11 protein-coding genes are annotated in these 16,656 nt (G+C 70.3%); 10 read left to right on the plus strand and 1 reads right to left on the minus strand.

Annotation, left to right across the window (positions count from 1 at the left end; genetic code table 11):
• The first annotated feature begins 2 nt into the window (after positions 1–2).
• Positions 3–4,850: an AAA domain-containing protein gene (locus tag HUA76_RS04120; RefSeq protein WP_174460054.1), complete on the plus strand. Its 4,848-nt coding sequence runs from the start codon at positions 3–5 to the stop codon at positions 4,848–4,850.
• A 3-nt stretch (positions 4,851–4,853) separates the two neighbouring features.
• Here HUA76_RS04120 and HUA76_RS04125 read toward each other — a convergent pair whose 3' ends face one another.
• On the minus strand, positions 4,854–5,435 hold the full coding sequence (locus tag HUA76_RS04125; protein WP_174460055.1) for a Uma2 family endonuclease: 582 nt from the start codon (positions 5,433–5,435) through the stop codon (positions 4,854–4,856).
• 181 nt (positions 5,436–5,616) lie between these two features.
• On the opposite strand from HUA76_RS04125, the gene HUA76_RS04130 reads away from it, so the two are divergent.
• From HUA76_RS04130 to HUA76_RS04170, 9 genes are all read left to right on the plus strand, one after another.
• Positions 5,617–8,466, plus strand: a complete 2,850-nt coding sequence (locus tag HUA76_RS04130) for a TonB-dependent receptor domain-containing protein (RefSeq protein ID WP_174460056.1) — start codon at positions 5,617–5,619, stop codon at positions 8,464–8,466.
• A 3-nt stretch (positions 8,467–8,469) separates the two neighbouring features.
• Positions 8,470–8,919 carry a GNAT family N-acetyltransferase gene (locus HUA76_RS04135; RefSeq protein WP_174460057.1) on the plus strand — a complete coding sequence of 150 codons (450 nt, stop codon included), beginning with the start codon at positions 8,470–8,472 and terminating at the stop codon, positions 8,917–8,919.
• A gap of 149 nt (positions 8,920–9,068) precedes the next feature.
• Complete coding sequence (locus tag HUA76_RS04140) at positions 9,069–10,292, plus strand: nitronate monooxygenase family protein (RefSeq protein WP_141648676.1); 1,224 nt, start codon at positions 9,069–9,071, stop codon at positions 10,290–10,292.
• A gap of 114 nt (positions 10,293–10,406) precedes the next feature.
• Entirely contained in the window at positions 10,407–10,817 is a 411-nt protein-coding gene (locus HUA76_RS04145) for a hypothetical protein (protein WP_174456952.1), read from the plus strand.
• Between the two features lie 199 nt (positions 10,818–11,016).
• Entirely contained in the window at positions 11,017–13,332 is a 2,316-nt protein-coding gene (locus HUA76_RS04150) for a hypothetical protein (protein WP_174460058.1), read from the plus strand.
• 56 nt (positions 13,333–13,388) lie between these two features.
• On the plus strand, positions 13,389–13,775 hold the full coding sequence (gloA, locus tag HUA76_RS04155; RefSeq protein ID WP_141648671.1) for a lactoylglutathione lyase: 387 nt from the start codon (positions 13,389–13,391) through the stop codon (positions 13,773–13,775).
• A 142-nt stretch (positions 13,776–13,917) separates the two neighbouring features.
• Positions 13,918–14,754: an NAD(+) diphosphatase gene (gene nudC, locus HUA76_RS04160; RefSeq protein ID WP_174460059.1), complete on the plus strand. Its 837-nt coding sequence runs from the start codon at positions 13,918–13,920 to the stop codon at positions 14,752–14,754.
• Between the two features lie 77 nt (positions 14,755–14,831).
• The gene (locus tag HUA76_RS04165) at positions 14,832–15,770 is read left to right on the plus strand and encodes an oxygenase MpaB family protein (RefSeq protein WP_174460060.1); all 939 of its coding nucleotides are present in this window, start codon (positions 14,832–14,834) and stop codon (positions 15,768–15,770) included.
• A gap of 187 nt (positions 15,771–15,957) precedes the next feature.
• Complete coding sequence (locus HUA76_RS04170; protein ID WP_141648668.1) at positions 15,958–16,650, plus strand: radical SAM protein; 693 nt, start codon at positions 15,958–15,960, stop codon at positions 16,648–16,650.
• The last annotated feature ends 6 nt before the right edge of the window (positions 16,651–16,656 follow it).

A 16,656-nucleotide genomic window follows, 5' to 3' on the forward strand; every position in this document is an offset into this window, starting at 1 on the left:
CCGTGTCGTCCGAGTCCCGCAACCGCGTCCTCGAGAAGATGCTCGAGCGGCTGTACGCCGCGCTCGCGTCCGGACCGAGCATCAACTGTCGCCCCCACCACAGTCGGCAGCGCCTGGACCTGTCCGTGCTGAGCCGGCTCGACGGCACCCCACCCCACGCGGTGCTGGCCGCCCTGCTCGGGGACAAGGCCTCGGCCCGGCTCGCGGTGAAGCCTCCGGACACGCTCCGGACATCCCCTGTCACGGCACGCACTGGACCCAAGTCCTCCGTGAGCGAGAAGCGCGCGCGCCCGAGCCCCGAGGCTCCGGACGACCTCGCGGCGACTCGAGCCACGGCGGAGGTCGACATGGACCTGAACGAGGCTCCGCCCCTTCGGGCCGAGGCACTCTCCACGTCTCGCACCGGGACCTCGCTGGATGACCTCGCGACCTCCGGCGACACCACGGACCTCACGACCGATTCGGACTCCGAGGACGAGAGCCCCACGAAGACTCGCGCGGAAGAGGAACAACAGGCCCTGCTGCGCAAGCTCGCCGCCATCGTCGAGGATGCCCGCATCTTCGAGCAGGACACTGGAGCGCATGTCCTCCACGTCGGCTTCCCGCTGCTGCACCTGCCCCCGAGCGCCAAGGACAAGCGAGGCTTCGGCACCCGGCGCATCCTGGCGCCCATCGCCTTCGTTCCCGTGCGCATCACCCTGAAAAAGGGACGCGCGCCCTCCGTCGAGCTGGCGGGGGCCGAAGAAGGCGTGGACCGCGTCGCCCCCAACACCGCGCTCCTCGCCTGGCTCGAACAGCAGACAGGTCAGCGCTTCGGCGAGCTCTTCGCCGATGACGATGGCATTGAGCCGTGGCGCGAGGTCAACGAGCTGGTCGCCCTCGTCTCCAAGGCCCTGGAGCTGCCAGCCCCCGCGACCTTCACGCCCGACACGCGCCTGACCGCCGTGCCTCGCACGGACGAGGACGGCGGCCCGCAAGCCTCCATCCTCCCCTGCGCCGTGCTCGGCCTGTACCCGCTGTCCAACCAGAGCCTCGTGGACGACATGCGCGCCCTCGTGGACGGTGAGCCCATCTCCGGACCGCTGGAGAGCTTTCTGCGCGTGGATGTGTCACTCGGGCAGTCAGCTCACGCGGGCGGCGGAGAGCGGAACCTGGAGGGCCTCAAGCTCGCCGCCGAGGAGCGACTCGTCACCATCGCGGACCCCTGTCAGGCCCGCGCGGTGCGACTGGCGCGCAGCCGCCAGGGGCTCGTCATCCACGGACCTCCTGGCACCGGGAAGTCGCAGACCATCGCCAACGCCATCGGTGACCATCTGGCCCGGGGTGAGCGGGTGCTGTTCGTCTGTGACAAGCGCACCGCGCTCGACGTCGTGAAGCACCGTCTGGACCACCTGGGGCTGGGGAACCTGTGCGCCGTCGTGCATGACGCGCAGTGGGACCAGCGAGACCTCTACATGGGGATCCGCGAGCAGCTCGACACCCTGCCCGAAGCACGGACAGATGCCGCCGTGACGAAGGAGCTGTCGCGCGTGGACGATGAGCTCCAGACCCTCCACGACGAACTCACCACCGCCGAGCGCGCCCTCTCCGAGCGCCCCGCGGGCGGCACCGCGCCCTCCTTCCACGAGTTGGTGGGCCAGTGGCTCTCCCTCGAGACTCCCGCTGAGTTCACTCCCTCCACGGCCTCCCTCACCTCCGCCCGGCTCGCGGACGTGACTCCGCGCGAGCGAGAGACCCGCGAAGTCCTCGAGCGCGCACTCAAGGAAGGCTACCCGGGCAACCCCTGGCGCGAAGCCCTGGGCGTGGACCTGGCCACGTATCTCGCCACGCCGCTGGCCACCTACCGTGAACGGCTGAGCACCACCGTCAACGCGGCCCGCGACGCCGACGCCCTCGCCTCCCCGCACATCCCGTCATTTGGAGCGGAGCCCGAAGCCGAGGGCATCGCGCGCGCCACCTTCGCCGAGCAACTCGCCCCGCTGCTGGAGGCCACGAGCCCAGAGGTCCTCTCATACTGGAGCGCGGCTTCCGCGGACTCGGTGCGGACCGCGAAGACCCAGCTCGATGGACTGGCGCCCCAGGTCAAGGTGCTCGCCGAGGGGCCTCTCGACACGGAGCTCGCGCTGATTCATCGCGAGCAGCCTCAGTCCCTGGGCGTGCTGTCCACGGCGCTCGCCACGCTGGGCGCGTACCTGGGCATCGCTAGCAAGTGGTACGCCTTCTTCTGCTTTGCGCGGAAGGCAGGCGCTCGCAAGGTGCTCCAGCAGTTTGGCCTCACCTTGGGTGCCGACCCCGCTGAGCGCGTCAGCCGCTTCCTCACGGGCGCCCGCGCACGCGCGCTGCTGAGCGAGTTCCACCGCTCCACCCTCGCGCCGGGCGCTGCGACCGCGACCGCGAGCAGCTCTCACTCCACCATGGCGCAGGGCGCTGCGACCTCGAGCGGCTCTCACTCCACCATGGCGCAGGGTGCTGCTACCTCGAGCGGCTCTCACTCCACCAGGGCGCAGGGCTCCACTGCCGCGAGCTTCCCTCCTCCTTCCATTGCTCCGAGTTCCTCCGCCGTGGGCCTCGCCCACTCCAGCGTGGAGCCGGGCTCCGCCGCCGTGGGCATCTCCCGCTCCATCTCCGCGAGCCTTCCCGATGAGCTGCTATCTCGGGACCTGCGCACGCACAGCGCCCTCTTCGATGTACTGGGCACGCTGGACAGCACACCCCTGCTCGCCTCGTGCCGCGACGCCGTGCGCCGGGCCCTGGCAGGAGATGCCGCCGCGCGCGAAGCGCTGCTCACGGGCCTCCGTCAGTCCCCGGCACGAGGCGCGGCGGTGGTGAAGCTGGAGAAGCGACTCGCCGAGACCGGACTCCTCCGCGCCCCGTGGCTCTCCACCCGCTCGCGCGAGCTGCGCGCCGGTGCCCAACTGTCCCCCATCGCCTCCGCGTTTCAGTCCCGTCTGTCCACCGTGGAGGGAATGCTGCGCATGCGCTCGCTGCTGTCCGGCATGCCGCCCACGCTGGAGCCCGCCGTGGAATCCCTGGCGCGCCAGGGCGTGGACGCGGACTCCGGCTGGACGGCCGTGCTCAAGGCCACGCTCGCGGCGGAAGTCTCCTCACGCCTGCGCGATGACCCCGCCCTCCAGCATGTCGACGCCGAGCGCACCCAGGCCACCCAGGCCCGCTACCGCGTCCTCGAGGAGAAGAAGCGCGGTCTGGTTCGCGACGCCATCCTCCACCGATGGACGCAGCGCCAACGGGAGCGTCTGCTCGCGACCACGGGAGGAAGACTCAACGGCCAGGGCGCGGAGCTGCGCCGTCGGCTGATGCTCCGAGGCGAGCGCGCCATGCGCGTGCGTCAGGTCATCGCCACCGGCCTGACACTCGAAGGAGGAGACCCGCTCTTCGACGCCCGCCCCGTGTGGATGGCCAGCCCGCAGACGGTGGCGCAAATCTTCCCGCGCCAACCCATCTTCGACGTCGTCATCTTCGACGAGTCCTCCCAGTGCCGACTCGAGGAAGCCCTGCCCGTCCTCACCCGTGCAAAGCGCGTCGTCATCGCCGGAGACCCGAAGCAGCTTCCTCCCACGCGCTTCTTCGAGTCCGCCGTGGTGCAGAGCCAGGACACCGAGGCCGAAACGGAGCAGGGCCTCTTCGAGGACCAGCAGTCCGAGGTGGAAGACCTGCTCTCCGCCGCCCTCAACCTGGACATCGACCAGTGCTACCTCGACGTCCACTACCGCTCGCAGAACGCGGACCTCATCGCCTTCAGCAACGAGCACTTCTACGACAAGCGCCTCCAGGCCATCCCCGCGCATCCCTCGCACCGCGCACCCCACGCGCCCCTGCGACTGCTGCCCGTGGGTGGCACCTACGAGAAGCGGGTGAACCACACCGAGGCCCGCGCCGTGGGCCAGCTCGTGAAGGAACTGCTCGCACGCGCTGAACCTCCCTCCATCGGCATCGCCTGCTTCAACCTCTCACAGCGCGACGCCATCACCGACGTCCTCGACGAGCTGGCGGCCGAGGACGCCACCTTCGCGGCCCGGCTCGCCACCGCGCGCACCCGCCGAGGCGCCGGCTCCTTCGAGGGCCTCTTCGTCAAGAACCTCGAAAACGTCCAGGGCGACGAGCGAGACCACCTCATCATCAGCACCACCTACGGACCGGACCGACAGGGCCGCTTCTACCGACGCTTCGGCCCGCTCGGCAGCGCGGGCGGAGGACGGCGCCTCAACGTGCTCGTCACCCGCGCCCGCCAGCAAGTGCACCTGGTCACCTCGATTCCACGCGACGCCTACACAGCCCTGCCGCCGGTGGAGGCTGGACGTCAGCCCAACGGAGGCTGGCTGCTCTTCGCCTATCTCCAGTTCGCGGAAGCCATCGCCCACGCCCACGCGGAGGACTCTCGCGAAGACGTACTGCCCACGTCCGAGCCCTCCGCCCCACGAGAACTCGTCGTGCGCGAGCGGGAGACCGAGGCGGGCTCCACCTTCGCCCGCGCATTGGCATCACACCTCGCGCGACGTCACCTCATCTCCTCCGACGTGAACTGGGGCAACGACGGCTTCTGCGTGGACGTGGCCCTGCATCACCCCACCGTCCCAGGCGACGTCACCGTGGGCCTGCTCTGCGACGGCACGCGCTACCCCAAGGCCGCCGACCGCGTGGAGTGGGACCTCTTCCGTACCGCCGTGCTGGAGGGCCAGGGTTGGAAGCTCGTCCGACTCTGGACGCCCCACTTCTTCAGGGACCCCGAGGGCGCCACCACCCACGTGCTCCAGACGGTGGGCGACCTCCTCATGCGCCAGCACACAGCGGCACAGGCCGTGGACACCTCCAGCAAGCGCGTCATGCACTGAGCCTCAGGGCGTCTTCGGCGTCGACTCCGGCAGCCACAAGATGCCCAGCTCCAACTCCAACGCCTCGAAGGGCTCGGCACGCACCCGCTCGTCCCCTGTGTACGTGCCCAGCTCCACCCAGCGACGGCCCTCCAGGCGGAACACCTCCAACGTCCGCGCCTTTGGGTCCACCAGCCAGACATGGCCCACGCCTTCTCGGGCGTAGATGCGCTTCTTCTTCACCCGGTCCAGCGCCCCCGTGGACGGAGAGAGCACCTCGCAGACCCAGTCCGGTGCCAGGGTGAAATACGGCACGTTCGGCATCTCCGGCATCCGCTCCCGACGCCAGCCCGCCAAGTCTGGCACCAGGACGTCCTGGCCGAAGTGCAGCTCCGGCTCCACCAGCAACCACCACCCTCCAGGTCCTCCTCGGCCCCGCTCGAAGGGCCCGTAAAGCTCGCCATACAGACGAGAATTCGCTCTCGCATGCGGGCTCGCCGGCCGAGGCATGGCGATGAGCTCCCCGTCGATTATCTGCCCGACCATGTGCTCCGGCAGTGCGAGCAGGTCCTCGTACGTCGCCGGCCGCTTCGGTCCCTCACCCATTCCCTCGCTCCTCTCCCCTCTGACTTCCCACCCCTCCAACATCCCCGCCACCTCCCCAAAGTGGAACCCCACCCCATACCGCGTGTCCACTCCTTCCTACTCAGGAGGTCTGACATTCGGCGGCCCACCCAAAGGCCCCCATGGACCTGCCATTCCATAGAAGGAAGAATGTCACCGCCCCATGCTTCCTTCTCGCTCTGGCCTTCTCGTCCTATCGCTCCTGCTCCTGTCCGTGCCCGCGTACGCGGACAACAACGCCGACGAGGCGGACATCGCCTTCGAGCTGGGAAACGACGCCTACGCCAAGGGCCAGTACACCGAAGCCCTGCGCTCCTACTTCACCAGCTACCGGCTGGTGCCCAACCGCAACGTGCTCTTCAACATCGCCCGCTGCTTCGAGGCGCTGGGCAAGTTCAACGAGGCGTACCGCTACTACAACGACCTGCTCACCGAGGACCTGCCCACGGAGGACGCCTCGGAGGTGTCGCGCTCGTTGGACCGGCTTCGCCCCAAGGTGGCGCTCGTCAAGGTCACCACCGTCCCCAAGGGCGCGGACGTCTACGTGGACCGCATGGACCTGGGCAGCCGGGGCCGCTCTCCGCAGACGCTCGCGCTGTCACCAGGCCGCCACAAAATCATGGTGAAGAAGGAGGGCTACCGTCCCACCGAGGCCACCGTCACCGTGGCGCGCGGTCGTGAGACGGAGCAGACCTTCGACCTGTTCCTCATCACCGGCGGCGTGGAGCTCACCGGGACCCCCGAGGGCGCCGAGGTGCGCGACGCCCCCAACGGCCCCGTCATCACCAAGCTGCCCGGTCGCGCCCGCCTGCCTCCCGGTCAGCGCATCCTCTACGTGCGCGCCCCCGGCTACTCCCCCGGCCAGTACGTGGTGGACGTGCCCGCCGATGGCAGCGTCCCGCTCTCCGTCGCGCTGCGCGTGCAGGACCGCCCCTCCGGCCGACTCGTCGTCACCGCCAACCGCGACGGCGCCACCGTGCGCGTGGACGGCAAGCCCGCGGGCTTCACCCCCACCGTCGTCACCCTCCCCGAAGGTGAGCACGCCTTGGAGGTCGAAAGCCGCGAGGTGCGCCCGCTGCGCCAGAAGGTGACCGTGGTCGCGGACCAGGAGGTGAAGGTCCACGCGGAGCTGCGCTACGCCCCCCCACCCGTCCGCGCCGCATCCAAGAGCCTGGTCGCCGTGGACGACGCGCCCGCCTCCACCACCGTGCTCACCCAGGAGGAGCTGCGCGCGTTCGGCTGGCGCACCCTCGCGGAGGCGCTCTCCGGCGTGCGCGGCTTCTACATCACCGACGACCGGACCTATACGTACCTGGGCGTGCGCGGCTTCTCGCCCCCGGGAGACCTCAACACCCGCGTCCTCATCCTCTGGGACGGCCACGCCATGAACGACGTGTGGGCCGGCCAGGGCTACGCCGCCCACGACCTCAACGTGGACCTGATGGAGGTCGAACGCATCGAAGTCGTGCGCGGCCCTGGCAGCGCCCTGTACGGCACCGGCGCCTTCTTCGCCGTCATCAACGTGGTGCCGCGCGAGTCATTGGGCCCGGACAACCACCTGGAAGTCACCGGCGCGGTGGGCGCGCTGAACACCACGCGCGGACACGTCACCGCCTCGTGGGAGGACGGCAATCGCTCCATCCTGGTGAGCGCCTCGGCGCTGACGGCCTCCGGCGCGGACACCACGCGGTTGCGGCGCCTGGACCCGTCGCTGGCGGACGTGCTCGTCAACGGCCTGGACGCGGAGCGGGCCGCCACCGGCTCCATGCGCGCCCGTCTGGGCGATGTGTCCTTCCAGGCACAGCTCAACGTCCGCTCGAAGGAGCTGCCCACCGCCCCCTACGGCACCGTGCCTGGCGCAGAGGGCAACACCGTGGAGGACCTGCGCGCCTTCGTCGAGGCCCGCTACGAGCGCGAGTTCACCGAACGCTTCAGCCTGTCCGCGCGCGCCGCGTTCGACATCAGCCGCTACGAAGGCATCTACGTGTATCCGGAGGACGCCGGCGGCTCCAACAAGGAGGGCGGCGCGGCGGATTGGGTCAGCGGCGAGGTGCGCGCACGCGTGGGCATCTTCGAGGGCAACCGACTCACGCTCGGCGTGGAGGCCCAGGGACAGCTGAGCGTGCGGCAGACGGCGAGCAACGCCCCCCTGGATGAGAAGTCGCGCACCCTCTTGTCCGCGTATCTGCTCGACGAGTGGCGACTGCACCCGCGCCTGAGCCTCTCCGCGGGCCTGCGTCTGGACAAGTACCTGGACCTGGACACCACCCCCATCACCCCGCGACTGGCCCTCATCGCCCGTCCCTACGACGCGGGGCTCACCAAGCTGGTGGCCGGCAAGGCCTTCCGCGCGCCCAACGTCTACGAGCTCTACTACACGGACGGCATCACCCAGGCGCCCCCGGGCTCGCTGGAGCCGGAGACCATCACCACCTTCGAGCTGGAGCACTCGCACGACCTGACGGACGAGCTGCGCCTGTCGGTGGCCGGCTACCACAACCGCATCTCCAGCCTGGTGCAGCTGCGCACCGACGACGCCCCCTCCACCGAATGTGGCGGCACCCCGTGTCTGCGCTTCGTCAATGACAGCGGCACCACGCTGGCGTGGGGCGCGGAGGCGGGCGTGCACTGGCAGCCGGGACGCTGGCTGCTGGTGGACGTGAGCTACTCGTACGTGAAGCTGCGCAACGCGGCGGACGTGGTGGCCTCTGCGTCACCCGCGCACCTGGTCTCCGGACGCCTGCTGATGCCCGTGGGCAACGGCGACATGCGGCTGGCCACCCAGGCCACCTACCAGAGCGCGCGCCCCACCGGCCCGGGTGGAGCCGACAGCGGTGAGGCGCTGCTCGTCGGCTTCGGGCTCTCCGGTGACTATGGCCCGCTGCGCTACTTCGCCGGCGTCCACAACCTGCTCGACTCCGAGTACCAGATTCCCGTGTCGGACGAGAATTCCATCGCCCCCGTGCCGCAGTACGGACGCACCTTCACCCTCCAGCTCACGGGAACGTTCTGACGCATGGGCGAGGCCGACTTCGAGTTCACCTTCATCCAGCCCGGGCACACGCTCTACGAGGCGGAGCTGGAGCTGCGCTTCCGCGTGCTGCGCGAGCCCTTGGGACACACGCGGGACGCGGTGAAGTTTCCCTTCGAGGCACAGAGCCTCCACCTGGTCGCCCACCAGGGTGACAGCGTGCTGGGGTGCGTCCTCTTCCACCCCGAGGACTCGCACGGTGGACGCCTCTTCCAGATGGCGGTGACGCCCCACCTGCAGGGTCAGCGCCTGGGTGCTCGGCTGGTCCATGCGCTGGAAGCGGAGCTGGTGCGACGCGGCGTCACCCACGTCCACCTCCATGCCCGGCAGACGGTCGTCCCCTTCTACGAACGCCTGGGCTATTCCGTGTATGCGGAAGCGTTCACGGAAGTGGGGATTCCCCACCGACACATGGAGAAGTCACTCGCGACGTAGGCCGGGGCGGGTGCTCACCACTCGACACCGCCGAATGTCTTCGGGCACGCGGGCGGACCACCGCCCCGTTGCCCCCTGACCTCAACAGGCAGGGGATGCTGGTAACCTTTCGCGAGAGGTCAGCGGGCCAGCGACACCGAGGAGACATGATGAACGGAACGAACGACGGACGCGCCGCGCCCCCTTCCCACCGGGCCGGCCCCTCGGGGGGTCCTGGGGACAGCGAGCTGGATGACGAGGGCTCGCCAGCCGAGTCGGACGAAGGCCGCGCGCCTCGGCGTCCGCCCATCCACGTCCTGGAGGACAACACGCTGCACACGCGGCTGACGCGTGACTTGGGCGTGCACTATCCCTTCGTCAGCGCGGGCATGGCCTTCGTGGCGCTGCCGCCGCTGGTCATCGCCGTGTCGGAGGCGGGAGGCATCGGCATGCTCGGCTCGGCGCCGGAGCCCGCGCCCTTCCTGCGCTCGCGCATCCAGGCCATCCGCGCCGGCACGCAGCGCCCCTTCGGCGTGGACTTCATCCTCGACCGCGCGCGAGCGGGGGACTTCACCACGCGCGAGCACATCGACACGTGCATCGCCGAGCGCGTACCGGTGGTCGCCTTCCACTGGGCCCTGCCGCCCGCGGACTGGGTGAAGGACCTGAGGGCCGCGGGGACGAAGGTCTGGGTGCAGGCCAGTTCGGTGGAGTTCGCGAAGGAGGCGCTCGCGCTGGGCGTGGACGGACTCATCGCGCAGGGCCGACAGGCGGCGGGTTACAACCGGGGCACCACGCCCACACTGAAGCTGGTGCGGGAGCTGCGCGCGCTGGTGGGTGAGCTGCCGTTGCTCGCCGCCGGTGGCATCGCGGATGGGCTGAGCGCGGCGCGCGCCCTGTTCCATGGCGCGGACGGCGTCTGGGTGGGCACGCGCATGGTGGCCTCCGTGGAGGCGTACGCGCACCCGGGCTACAAGCAGCGCGTGGTGGACGGAGACGCGCGCGACTCCGACTTCACCACCCTCTTCGGCCCCGAGTGGTCCGGGCCGCGTCAGCGCGTGCTGCGCAACCGCGTGGTGCGCGAGTGGGCGGGCCGCGAGGCACGTGCGCCGACGAACCCCACGGACTCCATTGGCACCACGCGGCTGTACCCGGGGCTGTCGGGTGGCGATGCGCTCTACACGATGCCGCGCTTCAGCGCCTTCGTGCCCACGCCCGACACGCAGGGTGACCTGGAGGAGATGGTGCTGCCCGCCAGCGGCTCCAGCATGGCGCGCATCGAGAGCGTGCTGCCCGCCGGTCAAATCGTCGTGGAGATGATGGAGGGCGCGCACCGGCTGCTGGCGAACCCGTACGAGCTGGAAGCGGACGCCGACGAGAACGACCGCTCCTGAGTCGAGGTGCCCGGCGGACGGTGCCCTGGTGCTCCGCCCGCCGCCATTCCCGCTGAAACGGGTGAAGCGGCCGGGGAAGTTGGAGTAGGAACCCACGGAAGACAGGTGGGTCCCATGACGATGACGACGACACAGGCGCGCTGGCGGCGCGTGGCGGTTTCGGGCTGGATGGCCCTCGCGCTGTGTGGCGGCGTGGCGGTGGCGCGGGCGGTGACTTCGGAGGTGAGGACGCCGTCGCGGCGACTGTCCGCCGAGGAGCGCGTCCTCGTGGGACGGGCCGCCGCGGAGGCGGAGCCCCACTGGCGTCGGCGCTCGATGCACTCGTTCCCCGGAGACCACTGGTCCCAGGACGACGACTTCGGCGCATCGGAGCGAGGCTGGGTGATGAGCGAGGCGCGCAGGCGCGACGTGCCGGTGACGGACGTGTTCGACGCCATCGACACCGAGCTGCGCTCGGCGGCCCCCATCCTCCCGCCGCGCAAGGCCTCCGCCAGCCCGTGCAAGCCCCGTCCGTTCTACGACTGATGCCCGGCACGAACTCCCCCCTCGCTTCGCGAGCCCACCGTGGGCCCGCGCTCGCCACGACCCTTCGCCGAGGCCCGAGGCCCGGCCCCGTCGTCTTCCCGCGAGGTCGCCGCCGCTCCGTGCCTGACTCCTTCTGCTCGCGTCCCTTGATGCCCGGCGCGTCCCCCGTCTTCTCGCGCATCGGCGCGCTCCCTCCCGAATGACGACCTCCTCCCACGGACTGCTCCGCGCCGCCCACCGCGCCGCCTCGCTCACGAGCGTGCGCCTGGCCCTCTTCGGCGTCCTCGCGCTCGCCGCGTGCTGGCATTCCCTGTCGCTCGCCGGAGGGATGAACGATTTCCGCGACTCGCACCTGCTCGACTCGTACGAGGACGCGGGCACGCGCAGCGTGACGCACTACGGACAACTACCGCTGTGGAACCCCTGGTCCTGCGGTGGCCAGTACGCCCTGGGCAGTCCGCAGACGCGCGTCTTCGCGCCCACCGTGGTGCTGTCCTCCCTCGTGGGCCCGCGCCGCGCGGAGCCGATTCTGCTGTGGGTCTTCCTCGTGCTCGGCATGGAGGGCTTCTTCCACTACGCCCGACGGCGCGTGGGCGCCGCGACAGGCGCACTGGGCGCCGCGCCCCTCTTCGGGTTGATGGGCTTCACCGCCCTGTCCTGGTCCATCGGCTGGCTCAACTTCGCGGGCTTCCTCCTGCTGCCGTGGCTGCTCGTGGGCACGCGTCGCGTCGCGGAGGGGAAGCTGTCTGGCGTCGCGCTCGTGGGCGGCGTCTTCGCGCTGCTGCTCAGCTTCGGTGGCACCTACCCGGTGCCCATGGGCGCCCTCTTCGTCGCGCTGGAGACCGGACGCACGCTGTACGGGATGCGCGGCATGCCTCGACGGCGCGAGGCGCTGTGGGCCCTGGGCATCACCGCCTGCTTCACCCTGGCCGCATGTGCCTTCCGGCTCTGGCCGCTCATCGAGACGATGCGCTCCTCGCCGCGCGTCATGGCGGGCACGCCGGGCAACGCGCTCGTGCCGCTGACGAAGATGTTGCTCCAGCTCCCCGCGCGCGCAGGCTACAGCGACCCGGGCAACTTCTACTTCGCGCCCGCGGCCCTCCTGCTCGCGCTGCCCGCCCTCGCCCTCGCCCGACGCCGCGCGCTCTACCCCGCCGTCATGGCGGGCCTGTGCGCGTGGATGGCGGCGGGCTACTCGGCCACGCCCTCGCTGTTCGCGGGCCTGCGCACGCTCCCCATCTTCGAGACGTTCCGCTACCCCGAGCGCTTCCTCGTCCCCACCTGCTTCTTCCTCGCGGAGCTGGCCGCGCTGGGGCTCGCCGCGCTGCTCTCGCGCACGTGGCGCGCGCCCTCCCGGTGGACCTGGGCCGCCGTGGCCGCGTGCGCCGTGGCCATTTCCAGCTGGGGCTTGCAGCTTCGCGCCTTCGACAACCTCTCGCGCTGGGCGCAGATGACTGCGATGCCCGCGGAGCGGGAGCAGCCCTTCGCCCAGGCGCGCGGCAATCGCTGGTCGCAAGGACACCTGCTCGCGCTCAACCGGGGCTCCATCGCCTGTGGCGAGGCGTGGCCCGTGCCCATGTCCTCCAAGCTGCGCGGAGACTTGAGCCAGGAGGAGTACCTGGAGGAGCCCGGCGCGGGCACCGCGAAGCGCGTGGAGTGGACGCCCAACCGCGTGTCCATCGACGTGGATGCGACGCGGCCCACCGTGCTGCTCGTCAACCAGAACTGGCACCCAGGCTGGAAGTCATCACAGGGCGAGGTCATCTCGCGTGACGGGCTGCTCGGCGTGCGCGTGCCTCAAGGCCGTCAGCAGGTGGTGCTGAGCTTCCTGCCCCGCTCGGGACTCGGAGGCACGCTCGTGTCGGCGCTCGCGTGGGCCGGGCTCGCCTTCCTCATGTGGCGCGAGCGGCGCGGTCATCGGCTGCCGTGGCCCGGAGCGCTGGGCGTGTCCGCCGTGCCCCTCGCCGTGTGGGGTGTGCTCGCGATGGCGTGGCCTGAGCCCGTGGCGAAGCCGGACCCGCGCAACGCGGATGGCTCGCCGTTGACGGTGGCCGCCCTGCCCCCCGCGGCGCGGCCGGTGAACGCGCGCTTCGACGTGCCCGTGGAGCTGGTGGCGGCGGAGGTGCCCGCGGAGCCGGACGCGGAAGGCATCACCCCCCTGGTGCTCCACTGGCGCACGACGGGGCCGGTGCCCCGCTCGGTGGGCATCTTCGTGCACGTGGTGTCGGCGGAGGGCCAGCGCATGGGCTCGGACCATCCGGTGCTGGGCGGCACCTGGTTCTTCGCGGATGCGCCTCGGGACACGCTGCTGCGCGACGCCTTCTCCCTCTCCACGCGGGGCTGGCGGCCCGGAACGTGGAACGTGCTGGTGGGCCTGTGGCACGCGGGCGGCGACCAGTCCCGCGTCGACGTGCTCGGCACGGACGGAGCACAGGTGTCCGAGGGCCGCGTGTACGTGGGGACGTTCACCGTTCCACGGAATGTCCGGGCCAATGAGTCTTCCGTGAACCCGTAGTCCGGGAGCCGACAGCGCGCCGAGACGCGCGGCGCTCCCGGGGTTATGAAGCGCGCATGCGAATCCTGCACACCATGTTGCGCGTTGGGGACCTGGAGAAGTCGCTCGACTTCTACACGCGGGTCATCGGAATGAAGCTGCTGCGCCGCCACGACTATCCCGACGGGAAGTTCACCCTGGCCTTCGTGGGCTTTGGCCCCGAGGACACCCACCCCGCGCTGGAGCTGACGCACAACTGGGGCGTGGAGAAGTACGAGCTGGGCACGGCCTATGGCCACGTGGCGCTGGGCGTGCCGGACATCCGCGCGACGTGCGATGCGATTCGACAGGCGGGTGGCAAGGTGGTGCGCGAGCCCGGGCCGATGAAGCACGGCACCACCGTCATCGCCTTCGTCGAGGACCCGGACGGCTACCGCGTGGAGCTCATCCAGAAGGACACCTAGTCCCGTCGCCAGTTCGTCACCCGCACCGTGGCCGCGCCGCCGTTCACCCGTGACGCGCCACGGGTGCGCTCCGCCCCTCCCCCCGGGCGCCTGGGTGACAACGAAGCCTGCGTCGCCTGTCGCGGGCCATTAAGGTGGCCACGTGAGCCCCAACCCTTCCTTCCTCCCCAGCCACGAGCCCCCCAGCCGACCGCGCGACAGCGCCCTGCTCTTCCTCTCGCGCGGCATGGAGCTGCTCATCATCGAGCGGGAGGGCGCCATCAGCCTGCCCACCGGCTCCACGCTCCCCGAGTTCGCCGCGGCGGCCCACTACCTGGGCGTACTGGACGGCGTGGACTGCTACGCCGCGCCCCTGCCTCGGGACTTCGCGCCGCCAGAGGGCACCACCCTCGTGCCCGCGCGCTCGCTCTACAAGCGACTGGACGAGGTGCGCTTCGCCATCGCCGGCCGCGCGCTCGCCATCGCCGAGTGGGACATCCAGCACCGCTTCTGCGGACGCTGTGGCCAGCCCACGCAGCTGGTCTCCGGTGAGCGCGCCCGCCGCTGCACGGTGGACAACACACCCTTCTACCCGCGCATCTCCCCCGCGATGATTGTGCTCGTCACCAAGGGCGACACCATGTTGCTCGCGCGCAACTCCACCCTGCCGGAGCCCATGTTCAGCACGCTCGCGGGCTTCGTGGACGCGGGTGAGTCACTGGAGGAGTGCGTCGCGCGCGAGGTGAAGGAAGAGGTCAACATCGAGGTGAAGAACATCCGCTACTTCGGCTCGCAGCCCTGGCCCTTCGGGCGCTCGCTCATGGTGGGCTTCACCGCCGAGTACGCGGGGGGCGACATCCAGGTGGACGGCAAGGAGATCGCCGAGGCCCACTGGTTCCACCCCGACGAGCTGCCCCGCGTCCCGCCGCGCCTGAGCATCGCCCGGCACCTCATCGACGCCTTCATCGAGCGCGTGAAGGGCCCGACGCCCAGAGGCTGACAGCGACCGGGGGTGCCAATAAGCAGGCCCTGGCGCCATCGGCTAGCGTCCCTTCTTCCTTCGCGGGAGGGACCTGGATGAATCGCTTCGCACTGCGGGACCGCACAGACGGCCTCGATGCCCGGACGCAGCACGAGGACATCGTTCGCATCCTCGCCACCCAGGAGTTCCCCTGGGACATCACCCAGGCGCTCAGCTTCGCGCTGTTCCGCACCTACGCGGTGCCGAGCATCGGGATACTGCTGCACGAGACGGGGGAGTTCACCGAGCGCACCCAGAAGCGCTACGACGACACCGTGCTCATCCTCGACGCCATCCTCGAGCACGGCATCGCCAGCCCCACGGGCCACAGCGCCTTCCGCCGGATGAACCAGATGCACGGCGCCTATGACATCTCCAACGAGGACATGCGCTACGTGCTCTCCACCTTCGTGGTGACCCCCGTGCGCTGGGTGGGCGAGTTCGGCTGGCGGCCCTTCACTCCGCACGAGGCGGAGGCGTGGACCCACTATTACCGCGCGGTGGGCCGCCACATGGGCATCCAGGACATTCCGGAGACCCACGCGGACTTCGTCGCACTCATGGACGGCTATGAGGCGAAGCACTTCGCCTTCGATGCGCGCAGCCAGGCGGTGGCCGACTCCACGCTGGAGCTGCTCACCACCTTCCCGCCGTCCCACCTGGCGCCCAAGAAGCTCGTGAAGCTGTTCGCTCGCACGTTGATGGAGGACGCGCTGCTGGACGCGTTCCACTACGCGCGCCCCTCCGCGCTCACCCGGAAGGTGTTCCGCACCGCGCTCAAGCTGCGCGGGAAGTTCGTGCGCTACGCCCTGCCTCCGCGAGAGGTGCCCAGGTTCGGCCGCGAGAACTCCAGCGTGCGCACCTACCCGAAGGGCCACGTCGTCGAGCAGCTCGGCACCTTCCCCAAGACCTGCCCCGTGCACCACCACCGCCCGGCCACGGCTTCGGAGGAAGAAGGACACGCCCCACGGGCCCAGGGGACGGGCGGCTCCTGAGCCCGGAAGGCCGCAAGTGCTCCAGATTCCACGGACTTCGCCTCGCCCGGGCCGCTTCCCGCAGCGAGGTCCAGGGTCCGGGAATCCCGGGCCGCTCCCGGGGCGTTGGCTCCGGATTGGGGTGACGGCTTGACCTCCCGGGCTGACTGGGGTTGAAGCGCCGCTCCCTTCGCCTCACGAAGAAGCCATGCCCGCCGCGCGTCCCCACATCGAGCCCCGCCTCGTTCCCACCGCTGACTCCGTGGTGGTGAAGGAGATCTACCTCTCTCTCCAGGGCGAGTCCTCGCACGCCGGCCTGCTGTGCGCCTTCATCCGCCTCACCGGCTGTCACCTGCGCTGCACCTACTGCGACAGCGAGTTCTCCTTCCACGGCGGCGCGCGTCGGAAGAACGCGGACGTCATCGAGGAAATCAAGGCGCTGCGCACCCCGCGCGTGGAAATCACCGGCGGCGAGCCCCTGCTCCAGCCCGGCGTCTACCCGCTGATGCAGTCGCTGCTCGACGAGGGTTTCACGGTGCTGCTGGAGACCAGCGGCGCCATCGACGTGCGGCTGGTGCCTCCGGCCGTGCACAAAATCGTCGACATGAAGACACCGTCCTCGGGCGAGGCCGCGCGCAATGATTTGCGCAACTTCGCGTCGATGAACGCGAACGACGAGCTGAAGTTCGTCATCGGCTCGCGCGAGGACTACGACTGGTCCAAGGCCCTCATCGCCGAGCACCGGCTGGCCGAGAAGCCCTTCGCGCTGCTGTTCTCCACCGTGTTCGAAAAGCTCCACCCGCGCGAGCTGGCGGAGTGGACCATCGAGGACCGGCTCTCCGTCCGCTTCCAGCTCCAGATGCACAAGTACCTCTGGGAGCCGAACGCGCGCGGCGTCTGAAGCCCG

It is taken from the genome of Myxococcus sp. CA056 (genome assembly GCF_013336715.1).
Classification (GTDB): domain Bacteria; phylum Myxococcota; class Myxococcia; order Myxococcales; family Myxococcaceae; genus Myxococcus; species Myxococcus llanfairpwllgwyngyllgogerychwyrndrobwllllantysiliogogogochensis.

Coding starts and splice junctions, on each gene's coding strand:
- HUA76_RS04140 (WP_141648676.1), top strand. CDS start 9,069: ATGAACGGAACGAACGACGGACGCGCCGCGCCCCCTTCCCACCGGGCC.
- gloA (WP_141648671.1), top strand. CDS start 13,389: ATGCGAATCCTGCACACCATGTTGCGCGTTGGGGACCTGGAGAAGTCG.
- HUA76_RS04145 (WP_174456952.1), top strand. CDS start 10,407: ATGACGATGACGACGACACAGGCGCGCTGGCGGCGCGTGGCGGTTTCG.
- HUA76_RS04135 (WP_174460057.1), top strand. CDS start 8,470: ATGGGCGAGGCCGACTTCGAGTTCACCTTCATCCAGCCCGGGCACACG.
- HUA76_RS04130 (WP_174460056.1), top strand. CDS start 5,617: ATGCTTCCTTCTCGCTCTGGCCTTCTCGTCCTATCGCTCCTGCTCCTG.
- HUA76_RS04170 (WP_141648668.1), top strand. CDS start 15,958: ATGCCCGCCGCGCGTCCCCACATCGAGCCCCGCCTCGTTCCCACCGCT.
- HUA76_RS04150 (WP_174460058.1), top strand. CDS start 11,017: ATGACGACCTCCTCCCACGGACTGCTCCGCGCCGCCCACCGCGCCGCC.
- HUA76_RS04165 (WP_174460060.1), top strand. CDS start 14,832: ATGAATCGCTTCGCACTGCGGGACCGCACAGACGGCCTCGATGCCCGG.
- HUA76_RS04125 (WP_174460055.1), bottom strand. CDS start 5,435: ATGGGTGAGGGACCGAAGCGGCCGGCGACGTACGAGGACCTGCTCGCA.